Below are 16,133 nucleotides of genomic sequence, written 5' to 3' on the forward strand. Positions count from 1 at the left end.
CGGCTACAACAAACTCAACTTTAAGGACACAAACCATGAGCAAAAAGGGCCCAACCAAGGGCAGTGGCGGCAAGGGACGACGTTCCCTCGAGGGCAAGGGCCCGACCCCGAAGGCAGAAGACCGCCCGTACCACAAGGCTTACCGCGCCAAGCAGCTTTCCGAGCGCTCGGCAGCCAAGCGCAGCACCGGCAATCGCACCGACCGCATCAAGGTCAACGCCGAATTTGTCACCGGCCGCAACTCGGTGGTTGAAGCACTGCGCGCCGGCATCCCTGCCAAGGCGCTGCATGTAGCCATCCGCGTTGATGTTGACGACCGCGTGCGCGAGTCCCTCAAGCTTTCTGCGGCCCAGGGCATTCCGTTGATGGAAGCCTCCAAGCAGGAGCTCGACCGGATGACCGATGGCGCGATCCACCAGGGCCTTGCCCTGCAGATTCCGCCCTACGAATACAAGGACGCCGTTCAGTTGGCGACCAAGACTATCAAGGACTACGACCGCGGGTACACCAACTCCCAGCCGCTGTTCCTTGCCTTGGACGGCATCACCGACCCGCGCAACCTTGGCGCGATCGTTCGCTCGGCCTCCGCATTTGGCGCAGACGGCGTCATCATCCCTGAGCGTCGAAGTGTTGGCATGACTGCCTCGGCATGGAAAACCAGCGCCGGCGCTGCCGTGCGCGTTCCTGTTGCCAAGTGCAGCAACCTGACCAGTGCGCTGAAGGAAATCAAGGCCGCCGGTATCTTCGTGATCGGCCTAGACGCCGGTGGCGACATGGAATTGCCAAACTTTGAACTGGCGACCGGCCCACTGTGCATCGTGGTTGGCTCGGAAGGCAAGGGCCTGTCCCGACTGGTTCGCGAAAACTGCGACGCCATTGTCTCGATCCCCATCGACTCCGCCATGGAATCGCTGAACGCGTCGATGGCCGTCGGCATTTCGCTGTACGAAGTTTCCCGTCTGCGTAATCAGGGCACCAAGTAGCACTGGGCATTCTTCAAAGGGTTGCCACTTGTCGAGAGACAGGTGGCAACCCTTTTTTCGTAGAGTGACCCGCTTCATAACAACAAATTTCAGTTGTTTTTGGGGAGGATGCACTCCTATCCGCTCAGGAACCGCGAGAATTCGGAGTTTTTGAAGCCAAGGATGAGTGCGCAGGCCGATTTTGCGTCTGGTGGGAATCCGTGTAGAGTTTTATCTCGCGCCGCTGATCCGGACGGGCCGAAAAGGCCTGCAGGAAACAGCGGGGTGAACAAGCTGGAAACATCGAGTTGACTTTGGTTGACATGATGGTAGGCTTGAAAAGTTGCTCCGGAGCGAAGCAGTCACCGAGTTTGTGGTGGTTGTGGTGTCGAGAGTGTTTGTTGTTTGAGAACTCAATAGTGTGCCAAGTTTGTTGATACCGAATATTTTTATTTGGTGAATACATAACATTTGCTTGAGGCATTGCACCCCCGTGTAGTGTTCTTGAGTGTTTTTTATTCGCCAGGATTTTTTCATTGATTCTCCCTTATTTTCCGAGGGGTTTCGGTGGCTTTTTGTTTTTTATGGAGAGTTTGATCCTGGCTCAGGATGAACGCTGGCGGCGTGCTTAACACATGCAAGTCGAACGATGAAGCCCAGCTTGCTGGGTGGATTAGTGGCGAACGGGTGAGTAACACGTGAGTAACCTGCCCCCGACTTTGGGATAAGCCCGGGAAACTGGGTCTAATACCGGATATGACTTCCTGCCGCATGGTGGGTTGTTGAAAGATTTATCGGTGGGGGATGGACTCGCGGCCTATCAGCTTGTTGGTGAGGTAATGGCTCACCAAGGCGACGACGGGTAGCCGGCCTGAGAGGGTGACCGGCCACACTGGGACTGAGACACGGCCCAGACTCCTACGGGAGGCAGCAGTGGGGAATATTGCACAATGGGCGGAAGCCTGATGCAGCGACGCCGCGTGAGGGATGACGGCCTTCGGGTTGTAAACCTCTTTCAGTAGGGAAGAAGCGAAAGTGACGGTACCTGCAGAAGAAGCGCCGGCTAACTACGTGCCAGCAGCCGCGGTAATACGTAGGGCGCAAGCGTTATCCGGATTTATTGGGCGTAAAGAGCTCGTAGGCGGTTTGTCGCGTCTGCCGTGAAAGTCCGAGGCTCAACCTCGGATCTGCGGTGGGTACGGGCAGACTAGAGTGATGTAGGGGAGACTGGAATTCCTGGTGTAGCGGTGAAATGCGCAGATATCAGGAGGAACACCGATGGCGAAGGCAGGTCTCTGGGCATTTACTGACGCTGAGGAGCGAAAGCATGGGGAGCGAACAGGATTAGATACCCTGGTAGTCCATGCCGTAAACGTTGGGCACTAGGTGTGGGGGACATTCCACGTTTTCCGCGCCGTAGCTAACGCATTAAGTGCCCCGCCTGGGGAGTACGGCCGCAAGGCTAAAACTCAAAGGAATTGACGGGGGCCCGCACAAGCGGCGGAGCATGCGGATTAATTCGATGCAACGCGAAGAACCTTACCAAGGCTTGACATGTGCCAGACCGCTCCAGAGATGGGGTTTCCCTTCGGGGCTGGTTCACAGGTGGTGCATGGTTGTCGTCAGCTCGTGTCGTGAGATGTTGGGTTAAGTCCCGCAACGAGCGCAACCCTCGTTCCATGTTGCCAGCACGTAGTGGTGGGGACTCATGGGAGACTGCCGGGGTCAACTCGGAGGAAGGTGGGGATGACGTCAAATCATCATGCCCCTTATGTCTTGGGCTTCACGCATGCTACAATGGCCGGTACAATGGGTTGCGATACTGTGAGGTGGAGCTAATCCCTAAAAGCCGGTCTCAGTTCGGATTGGGGTCTGCAACTCGACCCCATGAAGTCGGAGTCGCTAGTAATCGCAGATCAGCAACGCTGCGGTGAATACGTTCCCGGGCCTTGTACACACCGCCCGTCAAGTCACGAAAGTTGGTAACACCCGAAGCCGATGGCCTAACCACCTTGTGTGGGGGGAGTCGTCGAAGGTGGGACTGGCGATTGGGACTAAGTCGTAACAAGGTAGCCGTACCGGAAGGTGCGGCTGGATCACCTCCTTTCTAAGGAGCTAACCATTTTTTGGTTGCCCAGGCTGGACACGAGTGTTGTCCGGGTGGGTTGCTCATGGGTGGAATATCAATGAACTCAGTACTGGAAAGCGCGTGTGCCTGATCGGCCCCTTGTGGGGTTGTGTGGTGCGGGCGGGGTACTGGCTGTGGCTGTGCGGCGCTGTTGTTGTCGAGTACGCATCCTTTGGGGTGTTGGAAAGATGGTGGTGGTGTTGTGTGGCTTGTATGGTTTGGCATGCTGTTGGGTTTTGAGGCAACAAGCCTCCTTGCCTGGCTGGTGATTGGCTGTTGGCCTTTGATGCGTTTTGTGCGTGTTGGGGGTTGGTGGTGGTTGCTGGTTGGGGTTTGCAAGGGGTTCTTGGTGTTTCGGTGTTTGTCCTGTGTTTGCCGTGGGCGTGCCTGGCGTGGTGGTGGTTTGTGGTTTTCATCCTTTGGGGTGGGGGTTGCGGGTTGTTGCCGCGGGGGTGTGTTTGCGGGGGTGCGGGGTTGTTGTTTGGGAACTGTATAGTGAACGCGAGCATCTTGCAGATGAGATGAGCTTTGGGGTCCTTTTCCTTGGATTCTGGGGTGTTTGAGTCTTGTCTGCGTGATTTTGTTAGATTGTTTTATTGCTCAATTCTGAGAACTTTGTTTTGTGTTGAAGTTTTTAAGGGCGCACGGTGGATGCCTTGGCATCAAGAGCCGATGAAGGACGTGGGAATCTGCGATAAGCCTGGTGGAGTCGATAACCGGACGTTGATACCAGGATTTCCGAATGGGGGAACCCCGCACCATGTTATGTGGTGTGACCTGCAGCTGAATGTATAGGCTGTGTGGAGGGAACGCGGGGAAGTGAAACATCTCAGTACCCGCAGGAAGAGAAAACAATAGTGATTCCGTTAGTAGTGGCGAGCGAACGCGGATGGGGCTAAACCGGTTGGTGTGTGATAGCGGATAGGCGTTGCATCATCGGGGTTGTGGGGTTGACATGTACCAGTGCTATCTTGCTGGTGGGATGAGGTGCAGGCGTATAGGTGAATCGGTTGGAATGCCGGACCATAGAGGGTGATAGTCCCGTAGGTGTAATGCGTGTCTGCCGTTCTAGTGTTGATACCCGAGTAGCACGGGGCCCGTGAAACCTTGTGTGAATCTGCCAGGACCACCTGGTAAGCCTGAATACTACTTGATGACCGATAGTGAATCAGTACCGTGAGGGAATGGTGAAAAGTACCCCGGGAGGGGAGTGAAATAGTACCTGAAACCGTGCGCTTACAATCCGTCAGGGCCTGGGACTTGTTCCTGGGTGATGGCGTGCCTTTTGAAGAATGAGCCTGCGAGTTAGTGCTGTGTCGCGAGGTTAACCCGTGTGGGGTAGCCGTAGCGAAAGCGAGTCTGAATAGGGCGTTTGAGTGGCACGGTCTAGACCCGAAGCGAAGTGATCTACCCATGGCCAGGTTGAAGCGCGTGTAAGAGCGTGTGGAGGACCGAACCCACTTCAGTTGAAAATGGAGGGGATGAGCTGTGGGTAGGGGTGAAAGGCCAATCAAACTTCGTGATAGCTGGTTCTCCCCGAAATGCATTTAGGTGCAGCGTTGCGTGTTTCTTGCTGGAGGTAGAGCTACTGGATAGGCGATGGGCCCTACAAGGTTACTGACCTTAGCCAAACTCCGAATGCCGGTAAGTGAGAGCGCAGCAGTGAGACTGTGGGGGATAAGCTTCATAGTCGAGAGGGAAACAGCCCAGAACGCCAACTAAGGCCCCTAAGCGTGTGCTAAGTGGGAAAGGATGTGGAGTTGCTGTGACAACCAGGAGGTTGGCTTAGAAGCAGCCACCCTTGAAAGAGTGCGTAATAGCTCACTGGTCAAGTGATTCCGCGCCGATAATGTAGCGGGGCTCAAGCACACCGCCGAAGTTGCGTCATTCAAATATTAACCTGGTTTCGATTGGGTGTTTGGATGGGTAGGGGAGCGTCGTATAGCGGGTGAAGTCGCGGTGGAAACCAGCGGTGGACGCTATACGAGTGAGAATGCAGGCATGAGTAGCGAATGACGGGTGAGAAACCCGTCCGCCGAATGATCAAGGGTTCCAGGGTTAAGCTAATCTGCCCTGGGTTAGTCGGGGCCTAAGGCGAGGCCGACAGGCGTAGTCGATGGATAACGGGTTGATATTCCCGTACCGGCGAAGGACCGCCCATACTGAGCTGTGGATGCTAACCATGATGGATCATGATTGTTGCAGCCTTCGGGTTGTTGGTTGTGTGATGTGGTGGGAACCGATGCAGTGAGGTCAGCGTATTAACAGGTGTGACGCAGGAAGGTAGCCGAGCCAGGCAATGGAATTGACCTGGTCCAAGGGTGTAGGAAGAGTGGTTGGCAAATCCGCCGCTCATATGTTCTGAGACCTGATAGGCGCCCGCTTTGGTGGGTGATTCGGTGATCCTATGCTGCCTAGAAAAGCATCGGCGCGAGGTCCCAGTCCGCCCGTACCCCAAACCGACACAGGTGATCAGGTAGAGAATACTAAGGCGATCGAGAGAATCATGGTTAAGGAACTCGGCAAAATGCCCCCGTAACTTCGGAAGAAGGGGGGCCTGCCTCGTGATCAGCTCTTGCAGTTGTGAGCGGGTGTGGGCCGCAGAGACCAGGGGGAAGCGACTGTTTACTAAAAACACAGGTCCGTGCGAAGTCGCAAGACGATGTATACGGACTGACTCCTGCCCGGTGCTGGAAGGTTAAGAGGACTGGTTAGCCGTAAGGCGAAGCTGAGAATTTAAGCCCCAGTAAACGGCGGTGGTAACTATAACCATCCTAAGGTAGCGAAATTCCTTGTCGGGTAAGTTCCGACCTGCACGAATGGAGTAACGACTTCCCCGCTGTCTCAACCATGAACTCGGCGAAATTGCAGTACGAGTAAAGATGCTCGTTACGCGCAGCAGGACGGAAAGACCCCGAGACCTTTACTATAGTTTGGTATTGGTGTTCGGTGCAGCTTGTGTAGGATAGGTGGGAGACTGTGAAGCTTGGACGCTAGTTCAGGTGGAGTCATCGTTGAAATACCACTCTGGCTGTATCGGTCACCTAACTTCGGACCATGATCTGGTTCAGGGACAGTGCCTGATGGGTAGTTTAACTGGGGCGGTTGCCTCCTAAAATGTAACGGAGGCGCCCAAAGGTTCCCTCAGCCTGGTTGGCAATCAGGTGTCGAGTGTAAGTGCACAAGGGAGCTTGACTGTGAGAGTGACAGCTCGAGCAGGGACGAAAGTCGGGACTAGTGATCCGGCGGCACCTCGTGGAAGGGCCGTCGCTCAACGGATAAAAGGTACCTCGGGGATAACAGGCTGATCTTGCCCAAGAGTCCATATCGACGGCATGGTTTGGCACCTCGATGTCGGCTCGTCGCATCCTGGGGCTGGAGTAGGTCCCAAGGGTTGGGCTGTTCGCCCATTAAAGCGGTACGCGAGCTGGGTTTAGAACGTCGTGAGACAGTTCGGTCCCTATCCGCTGCGCGCGTTGGAAATTTGAGAAGGGCTGTCCTTAGTACGAGAGGACCGGGACGGACTAACCTCTGGTGTGTCAGTTGTACTGCCAAGTGCATCGCTGATTAGCTACGTTGGGAAGGGATAACCGCTGAAAGCATCTAAGCGGGAAGCCTGCTTCGAGATGAGATTTCCATGCACCTTGAGTGTGTGAGGCCCCCAGCTAGACCACTGGGTTGATAGGCAGGATGTGGAAGCAAGGACTGAAGACTTGTGTAGCTGACCTGTACTAATAGGCCGATGACTTTCAACACACAATAAAGCATTATTTGAACTAACAATTTTTCAATGCTGCTCGCGTTCACTATGCGGTTACGAGACAACAACCTCTGAAACCATAAAACTTTTGCAGGTGCAGGGCTTCGGTCCTGGCACTGGAAACACATATGACCAGGAATGGTTGGTTTGTGTGCTTCGTGATTGTTACGGCGGTCATAGCGTGGGGGAAACGCCCGGTCCCATACCGAACCCGGAAGCTAAGGCCCATTGCGCCGATGGTACTGCACTCGTGAGGGTGTGGGAGAGTAGGTCACCGCCGGACTTAACTTGAATAATATGTGGTTTGGGCCCTGACACAGTTTGTGTCAGGGCCCTTACTTGTTTAACCAGCAAAACAGGTTGGTGGGGGTTCGGGTGGGTGCCTGGCCCCCCTTTTCGTTTTAGTGGGTGATCGGCAGTAGATGGCATCTGGGCCGTGCGGAAAGCGGTCATGAACTTTCGATGACACTTCTTTGGTCGTAGTGTCTAAAGTGAATTCGGATTCCCAGCGACCGTGGAGACAAAGGTGTCTAGTAAGCAAGTGTCTTTTCTTGAAAATCTTAAGAAGGTTCTTCCTGATGAATCGGTAGTCCAGGATGAACTAGTTTTATCGGAAAATTCTAGGGACTTCGGACAGTTATCCGAGATGCCGATTAATCCCATTGCAGTCGTCTTTCCTACAGAAGCGCAACAGGTCCAGCAGCTCATGCAACTGGCTACTGAATTTGGAATGCCGGTGATTAGCCGTGGGGCCGGCACAGGCGTATCTGGCGGTGTCCATGTCTTAGGCGAAGCCGTCATTCTCAATCTGAGCAGGATGAACCGGATCCTCGATATCCGTCCCGATGACGAAATTGCTGTTGTCGAGCCTGGGGTCATTAATCACGACCTCAATGTGGCAGTCGCCAAATTTGGTTTGATGTATGCCCCCGATCTGGCAAGCTACAAGATGTCCACCCTAGGCGGCAACGTCGCTACGAATGCGGGTGGTCTACGCTGCGCAAAGTATGGAGTTACGCGCGAATCAGTTCTGTCTCTGGATGTTGTCCTTGCTGACGGGCGCCTGATACGCGTTGGCAAGAATACCTTCAAGGGTGTAGCCGGCTACGACCTAACAGCGCTATTCACGGGATCTGAGGGAACCTTGGGCGTTGTAGTGCGAGCAGTGCTTCGATTGCGTTACCTGCCTGTAGACGAACGTGACGTCTCTTTGCTTTTCCCTTCACTCGAAGAAGCGGTTCACGGTGTGCAGCTCATTGCAAAAGCCAGGATCCAGCCAGCGATTCTGGAACTGATCGACCACGCGACCATTCAGGTCTTGGACAAACAATATTCAACCAATCTCTCTGCGTCAGGTGGAGCCATGTTGTTGGCCAGGCTAGACGGATATGGAGCAGCTCGTGAAGAGGAAGCCATCCGCGAGGTATTTGCAGATCGCAATGTCGTACTCAGCTCGGCTGGAAGCAGCGAGGCTACTCAACTCATCGAAATGCGACGCACCAGCAGGGGAGACACCAAAGATGATGCCTACAGGACCGGTGAAGACGTAGCGATTCCGAAGAGCAAAATGGTGGAGTACGTTCACCGGCTGCAGGCGGCTGCAAAGCAAGAGCGAGTCGACTTGCGAATGATCTCCCATGTTGGCGACGGCAATTTGCATCCCACATTTTCTGTAGAACCTGACGACGTTGGCGATCCGTTGGCTCGATTGCACCGCGCCGTTGAGAGTTCCGTGCGCATTGCTTTGGAAATGGGAGGAACGATTACGGGTGAGCACGGTGTTGGCCTGATCAAGAAGGACTGGTTGCCATGGGAACAATCGGCAGATGTGCTGCAGCTTCAACGCAGCATCAAGTCACTACTGGATCCATTGAATATCCTGAACCCGGGTAAAGCTATATAACTGTAACGCTGTTGGCTGATGCCGGTCCTTGGCCCTACCGGTCTATCGGAAAAGGATTATGTGATCAGAATGCTCAGGGTGTAGAGTAAAAACGTTCTTGATCACGGGATATGGCGCAGCTTGGTAGCGCGCGTCGTTCGGGACGACGAGGTCGCAGGTTCAAATCCTGTTATCCCGACCAATTCACCCGCTAAAACTCAACCAAGTTCTAGCGGGTGATACCAAAACTAAAAACGGTGATGCCATTTTGGTTTAAACTAAGTCCATGGCATCACTAATTGAGCGCAAGAATAAGGACGGCAAGGTCACCTCTTACCGCGTCCAATGGCGCAGGGGCGGGCGCGAAACACCCCTAGAATACGAGCGATTCAAAGACAAGCGCGACGCTGAGACGTTCAAGCGCATCCTCGAAATGAACAACCACGATTCGGTCAAAACCGAACGTGAGATCATCCGTGCGTCAAACCGGTCACCAACCTTATTTGCCGTATTTGAGCAGCACATGGCGCGACTCACCAACCTATCAGACGGAACCTTGACGGGGTACCGGCGCGACTGGAAAAACCATATAGCGCCCATGTTCAAGGACACCCCAGTTGAAACAATCGATGAGGATGACCTCGCCGAATGGGTGGCTTACATGAAAGACAAGAAGCGCTCACCGAAGACCATCGCGAACGTTCACGGCTTCTTCTACTCGCTCATGAAAACGGCAGTGTCTCGCAAGTATCGCGCAGACAACCCGTGCGAAGAAACTCGCCTGCCAAAGAACGACGCGACCGAGGAAAAGAATACCTACCTCACCAAGGCGGAACTAGCGCTAATCTTGGTGCACACAAAAAAGCACTTCCACCCGATGGTCCTGTTCCTTGTCGGCACTGGGCTACGCTTCTCAGAGGCTATGGCCTTGCGCCCTGGCGACTTCTCGGACGCGAATGGGGAATACTCTGTCACGGTCAGTAGGGCGTGGAAGAAGTCATCTACACAGCGCCGTGCGATCGGTCCACCCAAGTCGGAGAAAGCACGTCGCAGTGTTTCCTTCGGTGAGGATCTGGCCTTGAAAATTGCACCGCTGATTCAAGACTGCGCACCGGATGACTACGTGTTCAAGATGGAGCAGGGCGGAGAAACACACTCCCAAGCTGTTTACAACAAGGTCTGGAAGCCGGCGATATTAGCGGCTCAAAAGGACGGGCTGAAGAAGACCCCACGCATTCACGACCTGCGCCACACCTACGCCTCATGGCAGTTGGCAGGCGGTACGAGCATCTTCGACCTGTCGCGGTTCATGGGCCACGACTCGGTGAACACCACAGCCAACGTGTATTCGCACCTGATGCCCGAATCGAGGCGCAAGGGCGCGGCCACCATGAACAAAACGATGGGCGGCCTGTTCAACATCAAGACGCAAAAAGAAATCGACGCAGAGAAACTGGAAGCTATCGAGCAGTAAACACTATGAGACCCCCACTGGATCTTCGGATCTAGTGGGGGTCTTTTTTTATGCCTGAAATTCGGCTACCTGATTCATCATCTCAACTACTTGCTTGGCGTTGAGGGTGTTCACGAACGCTTCTACAACCCATGGCATGACGTTGAGTTGTGCGGCTATCTCACTAGTGGCAAGCGTGAATCGTGCTTGTTCAAGGATCATGTCGAAGTTGAGCAGCTTCCCCGCTGCCCACTTGTCGGCAAGTCTCTCTGTTTTTGGGTGGTGCCCGTGGTGCCCGTATCTGGCATGCCCGATTTCGTGGGCGAGGGTGGAACGGTATTGGGCTTCGCTGAGGCCGGGGGAGAGTGTGATGAGGTGTCGGGGTTTGTCGTAGATGCCCCAGAGTCCGTTAGGTGTGGGCGCTTCTCTTACGCGCACACCCAACGCCTCTGCTATGGCATTAAGGTTCGTGTGGGCTGTCGTCTGGTCCAATGTTTGGATCTGCTTTCTTTGCTGCTAGACCATAATTTCTAGCATCCTCTGCCGACATTTTGGAGTAGTCGGGGTCGTCGTCTACGAGTTGAAGTTTGCGGACGTTGTCGATGTTTTGGCGTCCGGCTGCTCGGCGCAGGACTTCTTCAAGTAAGGCGGTTTCGGGAACGTCCTTGAGGCTGGCTTCAGCTGCTGCGTCGTTTACCTCGGATGCTTCCAGTAGTCCGGCTGCTAGTAGCCCGTCTACTGGGTTCAGGTTGTATGCGCGGCACACTGCGATGATTACTTCCGCTGTTTCAATGTTGCGGTTGAACGTGCTTGGTTGCTGTCCGAGCTTTATGGCCATCTGGCGCTTGGTGTCGCCGGTTTTCGCTTCGAGCCACTGTGAGATGTTCGTGTTCATAAAAATAATTATGTTGCATTTTTGCTACATGCGCAAGGCTATTGATGCAAGTCAGCACAATTGTGTGTTGCGTCATTCGAACATCGCGTGATTCAAATTCGAAATACACTGTTGCAATTCTGTCCGTATGTGTGTCAGACTCGAAACATCAAAAAGCAAAAACGCAACAAACTTAAGGGGTGTAGCCAATGAGCCAGCGAATTCGAATCAAACCTGGACTTCTGGACCGACTTCGAACATTCTCCGGGATCACTTCAGACGACGCGCAAGCAAGAATGCTCGGAGTTGACCGCGCAACCATAAACCGTGTCAAGAACGGCGAACAGCCATCCGCAAAGTTCATGGCAGCTCTATGCAGTTCCTACGGGCTCGGACTGGGCGAAGCGTTCGAGATCTACGAGGTTGCAGAGGAAGTAGCAGCATGAGCACCCAGCCAGAGTTCATCAAACCTTCTGAGGTGGCTCGCCGGCTGAGCGTATCAACTCAAACCGTTCTCAACAAAGGCCACTCAGGCGAATGGGAATGGACGAAGCTCGCACCACGGATCTACCGCTTCACCGAAGAACAATACGAAGAAATTGCGCAGGGCATGCGAGAACCACAGCGCAGGTCACGCAAATCAAAAATGCACGAAGCGCTGAAAGTCATCAGCCGCCAATCCGCCTAAATCAGGCACCTCGCCCCAACAGTCAGGGCAAACACTCACCCGTAGTACACCGACCAGAGTTTCGCACACTGGCGCTGAAATCAGCGTCATTTGGCGTACCCAAAACACAGGAGCAGTCATGGCTATCACCGCAACCGGTTACCGCAACCGTCTACTAGAGGAAGCCCCGGCACTTGGGATTCAGGTGAGCAAGAAGCAAGCCGAGAAGATCGGCATCCGCATTGCCCGCCGGATTGAGTCGCAGATGGTTGAGCTGGACTTCTACGAGGCGTTGCGCATCATGGGCATCATCTCCGACCCTACCGCCCGTGACGCGGTACGGAACCTGGAGGCAGCGGCATGATTCCTTTGTGGATGCGTGTGGATGATCTTCAGCATGACCGTGTTGATGCCACGACGGGTGAGGTTATTTCACCTGATTGGCCGGTGTCGGGTGATGATATTGCACGGCGCAACAACCAGTAACCAAATAAGTAAAACCCGCTAGCAGCAACTAGCGGGTTTTGTCATTTCCTGAGGAGGAAAAATGAATAACCCTATTGTACCTGCAACCACGTCGCCGTTCGATGTGATCATGCGGACTGATGATTATGGCAACGAGTACTGGTCAGCGCGTGACCTGATGACTGTGATGGGCTACCCGCGCTGGAACGAGTTCACCCCAGCAATCAGCCGTGCGATCTTGTCCGCTGAAGCGCAAGGACATGACCGCCACGCCCTTTTTAGGGTCAACCCTGAAAAGTCCGGCGGTCGCCCTCGTGAAGATTTCCAGCTCGCTCGTTTTGCTTGCTACCTCGTGGCAATGAATGGCGACCCTCGCAAGACTGAAGTTGCTGATGCTCAGGCATACTTCGCGATTCAAACACGCGTTGCTGAGACTCAGGTTCGAGCACTGCCGTCCGGTCCAGAGTTGCTTGCTTTGGCTGTTGTCGAAGCTCAGAAGGTTATCGCAGCCAAGGACACCGCAATCGCTGAACTGACCCCTAAGGCTGATGCGTGGCACGACCTTGTTTCTTCTGCTGGCTCGTTGTCATTCCGTGATGCCGCGAAGGTCATCAGTGAAGAAGGTGGCGTGACCATCGGCGGGGTACGACTGATTGAAAAGCTTATGGACTGGGGTTGGTGCTTCCGACCTGTTGCCACACCTGAAGAAAAGGCTAAGGGTAAGACGCGTTCGGTCCGTGCTTATCAGACTCAGATTGACGCTAAGACGCTGACTGAGAAGGCGAAGACTTACACGGATCAGGTTACGGGTGAGAAGAAGCTGTCGAATAATCCGCAGACTCGTATCACTGGCAAGGGTTTGGATGCTATCCGAACTCGCTTGTTGAAGGAGTTGCCCGATGCTGCCTGATCCAATCCGTGCCCTTGATGTTGTTGACCCTGAGCCGGTTGATGACGTGCCTTCTTCGTTTTGGCTATTAGCTGTTACGGCTGGTGGCGTTCTTGCAATCGTCGGCTTCTCCTACTTGGTGGGAGCCATTCTTATAGGAGTAACAGCGTGAGTGACGAACTGAGTATTGATGAGATGCGCGTTGAGGTCAATGAGCACGGTGTCCTGGACATTGATCAGGCAACGGAATTGTTAGACCGCCTCGAACAGGCTGAGCGGAACGCGGACACGTACCAGACGCTGTACGAGCAGCGCGCCGAAACACTCGAACAGGCTGAACAGGCCGTCGCAAGGGTGCGGGGCCTGATTCCTAATGATCCCGACATTCAAAAGATGTTCTGGGTCCACTCAGACGATCTCCTCCGCGCCCTGGACGGTGATCAGGCATGAGCGAGGTTTTCATTACCGCTCCTGACGGTTCGTTCACGATCACCAGCGAAGAGTCCAATAAGACTTTCGAGCTATACGACTTTGTGAACTGGGATCGCTTAGAGTCACGTTTTCCTAATGGGGCAACTGACGCTAAGGGAATCAAGCTCGATCGGCATAACCCAAATATCAAGGTCGGTGTCATGGCGTCCGCGCTCATGAGCGTCCGCTACGGGATCGATGCGTCGTATGCCAAGGCGGATGAGTACCTATCGAATAACCCGCACTTTGAGACGCTGATCAGCGCAATGGTCGCAGCGTTTGAAAAGACTAAGGACGGTGATGGACGTGGCTGATCCAGTAAGCCAGTGGCGAGACAAAGTGAACGCAGCAAGTAACTGCGTGGGCGCTATGCACACCGCGTTGGTAGCGATCCAAGAACAGCATGCGGAACTCACCATCTACGAGTGGGATCACGACAGCGGCGACTTCGGTCTCAACTCTGACGGAGAAAAGATCGTAGTTGCCCGGCTATGCCTAGAGTGCACTCCTGAGTCAATCAAAGAACAGATTGACGATGCGGCGTACGACGCAGCGGGTAACTACGACGACGTTCCTTTTCCTTGCCCGACCCGCAAGCTGGCCGACGAAGGACTAGGAGGTGGGGAACGTGGGTGAACACGTTTTCTGCGATGCCGGGTTTGATCTTTGGGGCTACGACCGAGACGGAAAATACGACCCTACTTTCGACCGCGCACCATTCCAAAACTCTCCCTACTCGAACGAGCACAACACCATGGAAGGCAATCAATCATGAGCAGCCACTATATATTCCTGCATTGCGCCAGGGTGGGTTGCGATAAAAGCGAATCAATCTACACCGGAGATATCCACCTTGAGCACTTCAGCGATGGCGCTTTCGAACTTTCGAGCCTGCACATCCTTTGCAAAGAGCATGAGGGGTGGCGGGATCAATGAGCGGTTACCGCTGGAAAGTCGCGTGCATCAATTGGGGACACCCTACCGCGCCGAAGGCTATCGCGTACCGGCTTTGGAGCGGCTGGCTAGGTGAGCACCACAAGTACTTCCCCACCCACGCTGAAGCTATCGCCTACGCCGACCGTATGACGAGGGGTGAACATGGCTGAGAAATGCGATCGATGCAATGGAACCGCTGTCCTCCTGAAAGCCGACTACACCGTGTTCACACCATGCCCGGAATGCACTAACAACCAAGGAGAGAAATAACGTGCAGAATTTCGACATCACCGGAACCGCCACCACCAACGACGGCGTAGAGATCCCAGTCAAAATCACCGTCGAATACCCCGACAATCAAGGCCTGATCGCATGGCAGATCTTCCAGCACACCGCCGAGACAGGATTCGAACAGGTCATCCAAGACCTCATCGCCAAGGGCGATCTGAGCCTACTCGCCAAGATGCACGAAAACGGGATGGAAGCCGAATATGACGAGTTCGGCGACGATGACTAACTCTGAGCACAGGCCGTGCCGTGAGTGGTACTGCGACCCCGAAAAAGTATCTGACGCGTCCCTCATAAAGCAGCTGCTCGAAGAGGGGCCGCACTGCGAAGAATGCGGGAACGACTGGCCATGCGTTGTCAGCATGGCACGAATCAACCAAGGAGAAAACAATTGAGCAACCTACCCGGCAACCCGTTTGCAGACACGCACGAGGAGACGTATCACCAAGTCGGCCAGGGCATGGTGGCAGACCTGGGGCAAACAGAGGCGACTTTGATCTGGTCGGCAATCGAGAACCACGCCACTGCCACTCTCGCCCTGGCATACGAGCAGCGCACGGCGACACTAGTCCACGCGCTGCTCAGTGACAGCCTCGTGACAGACGGAAAATATGACGAACTACAGGCAGAGGTTCGGGAACGCCTCGGACTAGGAGACGACAATGACTAGCAAGACTTTCAATAGCGTCCATGAGGAGAACAGCTATCAACAGTTGAATATTGCCGAAGTTGATGCGGGTATCCGAGTATCTGTTGACCACAATTCTCATGGGGTGAAAGGTGTCATCATCGCCCCGTCTGATGCTCCTGCGCTTGCCCTCGCAATCCTCGAAGCAGCGGGGGTGGAGAACGTTCCGCACGATATTGCGGACGGTTCGGAGAGGGCGCTCGGATACCTCATCGAGTATGTAGGCCTACAGCAAGTGAATGAACGGCACGCCAAGGAGCAGGCGGAGTTTGAAGCCGAAGCGCTGGAACTGCTGAATGCTGAACGGGGAGCGCTCGGAGTCGATCTGGTACGCGACCTATCAGAAGTTCACGCCATTGCGCAGGAGGCAGCAATCGCCGTAGCCCGCCGTGCACGCGAACTAGCCGAAATGAGGGCAGAGAAGTGAGCAACAAGATCGGTATTCACTTTGCCCCGTTCTCCAAGGAAATCCAGGCAGGCCGTCTCAACAAAGCCGGGAATGTGTTCCTTGGCGAGAAGCAGACTGTCACCGACGAGTGCATTGGTGCTGTGGCTGAGTACGTCGAAGCGAACTACGGCGGCGGAGTCGAATTCACCTATCCCGGTGTTGGCCTCAAAGTCGAAATCAAAGTCACCCGCATCGAAAAGGAGGCAGAGAAGTGAACTGGGA

17 protein-coding genes, 1 tRNA gene and 3 rRNA genes are annotated in these 16,133 nt (G+C 54.4%); 19 read left to right on the plus strand and 2 right to left on the minus strand.

Features of this window, described 5'->3' with window-relative positions:
• Positions 1 to 35 precede the first annotated feature (35 nt).
• From rlmB to AOZ07_RS02800, 7 genes are all read left to right on the plus strand, one after another.
• A complete protein-coding gene (gene rlmB, locus AOZ07_RS02770) occupies positions 36 to 983 on the plus strand; it encodes a 23S rRNA (guanosine(2251)-2'-O)-methyltransferase RlmB (RefSeq protein ID WP_060700607.1) in 948 nt (315 codons plus the stop codon).
• A 560-nt stretch (positions 984 to 1,543) separates the two neighbouring features.
• Positions 1,544 to 3,069, plus strand: a 16S ribosomal RNA gene (locus AOZ07_RS02775).
• 645 nt (positions 3,070 to 3,714) lie between these two features.
• Positions 3,715 to 6,846, plus strand: a 23S ribosomal RNA gene (locus tag AOZ07_RS02780).
• 170 nt (positions 6,847 to 7,016) lie between these two features.
• Positions 7,017 to 7,133, plus strand: a 5S ribosomal RNA gene (gene rrf / locus AOZ07_RS02785).
• Together the 16S, 23S and 5S rRNA genes form the textbook arrangement of a ribosomal RNA operon.
• Positions 7,134 to 7,376: 243 nt before the next feature.
• Positions 7,377 to 8,753, plus strand: coding sequence for an FAD-binding oxidoreductase (locus tag AOZ07_RS02790; protein ID WP_084793356.1), 1,377 nt, complete (start codon positions 7,377 to 7,379; stop codon positions 8,751 to 8,753).
• A gap of 104 nt (positions 8,754 to 8,857) precedes the next feature.
• Positions 8,858 to 8,934 (plus strand) — tRNA-Pro (locus tag AOZ07_RS02795).
• 84 nt (positions 8,935 to 9,018) lie between these two features.
• The gene (locus AOZ07_RS02800; protein ID WP_060700608.1) at positions 9,019 to 10,206 is read left to right on the plus strand and encodes a tyrosine-type recombinase/integrase; all 1,188 of its coding nucleotides are present in this window, start codon (positions 9,019 to 9,021) and stop codon (positions 10,204 to 10,206) included.
• A gap of 48 nt (positions 10,207 to 10,254) precedes the next feature.
• Here AOZ07_RS02800 and AOZ07_RS02805 read toward each other — a convergent pair whose 3' ends face one another.
• Both AOZ07_RS02805 and AOZ07_RS02810 read right to left on the minus strand, forming a co-directional pair.
• The gene (locus AOZ07_RS02805) at positions 10,255 to 10,677 is read right to left on the minus strand and encodes an ImmA/IrrE family metallo-endopeptidase (RefSeq protein ID WP_060700609.1); all 423 of its coding nucleotides are present in this window, start codon (positions 10,675 to 10,677) and stop codon (positions 10,255 to 10,257) included.
• Complete coding sequence (locus AOZ07_RS02810) at positions 10,646 to 11,080, minus strand: hypothetical protein (protein WP_060700610.1); 435 nt, start codon at positions 11,078 to 11,080, stop codon at positions 10,646 to 10,648. Before AOZ07_RS02810 ends, AOZ07_RS02805 begins: the two co-directional genes overlap by 32 nt.
• 188 nt (positions 11,081 to 11,268) lie before the next feature.
• Here AOZ07_RS02810 and AOZ07_RS18515 point away from each other — a divergent pair, with 188 nt between their 5' ends.
• The 12 genes from AOZ07_RS18515 to AOZ07_RS02860 all read left to right on the plus strand — a co-directional run bounded on the left by AOZ07_RS18515 (position 11,269) and on the right by AOZ07_RS02860 (position 16,126).
• Positions 11,269 to 11,505 carry a helix-turn-helix domain-containing protein gene (locus tag AOZ07_RS18515; RefSeq protein WP_075972401.1) on the plus strand — a complete coding sequence of 79 codons (237 nt, stop codon included), beginning with the start codon at positions 11,269 to 11,271 and terminating at the stop codon, positions 11,503 to 11,505.
• Positions 11,502 to 11,747 carry a hypothetical protein gene (locus AOZ07_RS02815; RefSeq protein WP_060700611.1) on the plus strand — a complete coding sequence of 82 codons (246 nt, stop codon included), beginning with the start codon at positions 11,502 to 11,504 and terminating at the stop codon, positions 11,745 to 11,747. Before AOZ07_RS18515 ends, AOZ07_RS02815 begins: the two co-directional genes overlap by 4 nt.
• 118 nt (positions 11,748 to 11,865) lie before the next feature.
• Positions 11,866 to 12,090 carry a hypothetical protein gene (locus AOZ07_RS02820; RefSeq protein ID WP_060700612.1) on the plus strand — a complete coding sequence of 75 codons (225 nt, stop codon included), beginning with the start codon at positions 11,866 to 11,868 and terminating at the stop codon, positions 12,088 to 12,090.
• A gap of 183 nt (positions 12,091 to 12,273) precedes the next feature.
• On the plus strand, positions 12,274 to 13,101 hold the full coding sequence (locus AOZ07_RS02825; RefSeq protein WP_060700613.1) for a phage antirepressor KilAC domain-containing protein: 828 nt from the start codon (positions 12,274 to 12,276) through the stop codon (positions 13,099 to 13,101).
• Between the two features lie 147 nt (positions 13,102 to 13,248).
• Positions 13,249 to 13,530 carry a hypothetical protein gene (locus tag AOZ07_RS02830; protein WP_060700614.1) on the plus strand — a complete coding sequence of 94 codons (282 nt, stop codon included), beginning with the start codon at positions 13,249 to 13,251 and terminating at the stop codon, positions 13,528 to 13,530.
• Positions 13,527 to 13,865 carry a hypothetical protein gene (locus AOZ07_RS02835; RefSeq protein ID WP_060700615.1) on the plus strand — a complete coding sequence of 113 codons (339 nt, stop codon included), beginning with the start codon at positions 13,527 to 13,529 and terminating at the stop codon, positions 13,863 to 13,865. Before AOZ07_RS02830 ends, AOZ07_RS02835 begins: the two co-directional genes overlap by 4 nt.
• 25 nt (positions 13,866 to 13,890) lie before the next feature.
• The gene (locus AOZ07_RS02840) at positions 13,891 to 14,187 is read left to right on the plus strand and encodes a hypothetical protein (protein ID WP_194943761.1); all 297 of its coding nucleotides are present in this window, start codon (positions 13,891 to 13,893) and stop codon (positions 14,185 to 14,187) included.
• The gene (locus AOZ07_RS18645) at positions 14,180 to 14,326 is read left to right on the plus strand and encodes a hypothetical protein (protein WP_194943762.1); all 147 of its coding nucleotides are present in this window, start codon (positions 14,180 to 14,182) and stop codon (positions 14,324 to 14,326) included. The genes AOZ07_RS02840 and AOZ07_RS18645 overlap by 8 nt, the downstream gene beginning before the upstream one ends.
• Before the next feature lie 432 nt (positions 14,327 to 14,758).
• Complete coding sequence (locus AOZ07_RS02845; protein WP_060700617.1) at positions 14,759 to 15,004, plus strand: hypothetical protein; 246 nt, start codon at positions 14,759 to 14,761, stop codon at positions 15,002 to 15,004.
• Between the two features lie 162 nt (positions 15,005 to 15,166).
• Entirely contained in the window at positions 15,167 to 15,445 is a 279-nt protein-coding gene (locus tag AOZ07_RS02850) for a hypothetical protein (RefSeq protein WP_060700618.1), read from the plus strand.
• Entirely contained in the window at positions 15,438 to 15,890 is a 453-nt protein-coding gene (locus AOZ07_RS02855; protein WP_060700619.1) for a hypothetical protein, read from the plus strand. Before AOZ07_RS02850 ends, AOZ07_RS02855 begins: the two co-directional genes overlap by 8 nt.
• On the plus strand, positions 15,887 to 16,126 hold the full coding sequence (locus AOZ07_RS02860) for a DUF7446 family protein (RefSeq protein WP_060700620.1): 240 nt from the start codon (positions 15,887 to 15,889) through the stop codon (positions 16,124 to 16,126). The genes AOZ07_RS02855 and AOZ07_RS02860 overlap by 4 nt, the downstream gene beginning before the upstream one ends.
• Positions 16,127 to 16,133: the final 7 nt, after the last annotated feature.

The sequence above is a fragment of the Glutamicibacter halophytocola genome (assembly GCF_001302565.1).
Classification (GTDB): domain Bacteria; phylum Actinomycetota; class Actinomycetes; order Actinomycetales; family Micrococcaceae; genus Glutamicibacter; species Glutamicibacter halophytocola.

Bases quoted from the DNA above. Each gene is read 5' to 3' on its own strand.
- AOZ07_RS02855 (WP_060700619.1), top strand. From the start codon at position 15,438: ATGACTAGCAAGACTTTCAATAGCGTCCATGAGGAGAACAGCTATCAA.
- AOZ07_RS18515 (WP_075972401.1), top strand. From the start codon at position 11,269: ATGAGCCAGCGAATTCGAATCAAACCTGGACTTCTGGACCGACTTCGA.
- AOZ07_RS02800 (WP_060700608.1), top strand. From the start codon at position 9,019: ATGGCATCACTAATTGAGCGCAAGAATAAGGACGGCAAGGTCACCTCT.
- AOZ07_RS02815 (WP_060700611.1), top strand. From the start codon at position 11,502: ATGAGCACCCAGCCAGAGTTCATCAAACCTTCTGAGGTGGCTCGCCGG.
- rlmB (WP_060700607.1), top strand. From the start codon at position 36: ATGAGCAAAAAGGGCCCAACCAAGGGCAGTGGCGGCAAGGGACGACGT.
- AOZ07_RS02835 (WP_060700615.1), top strand. From the start codon at position 13,527: ATGAGCGAGGTTTTCATTACCGCTCCTGACGGTTCGTTCACGATCACC.
- AOZ07_RS02810 (WP_060700610.1), bottom strand. From the start codon at position 11,080: ATGAACACGAACATCTCACAGTGGCTCGAAGCGAAAACCGGCGACACC.
- AOZ07_RS02820 (WP_060700612.1), top strand. From the start codon at position 11,866: ATGGCTATCACCGCAACCGGTTACCGCAACCGTCTACTAGAGGAAGCC.
- AOZ07_RS02825 (WP_060700613.1), top strand. From the start codon at position 12,274: ATGAATAACCCTATTGTACCTGCAACCACGTCGCCGTTCGATGTGATC.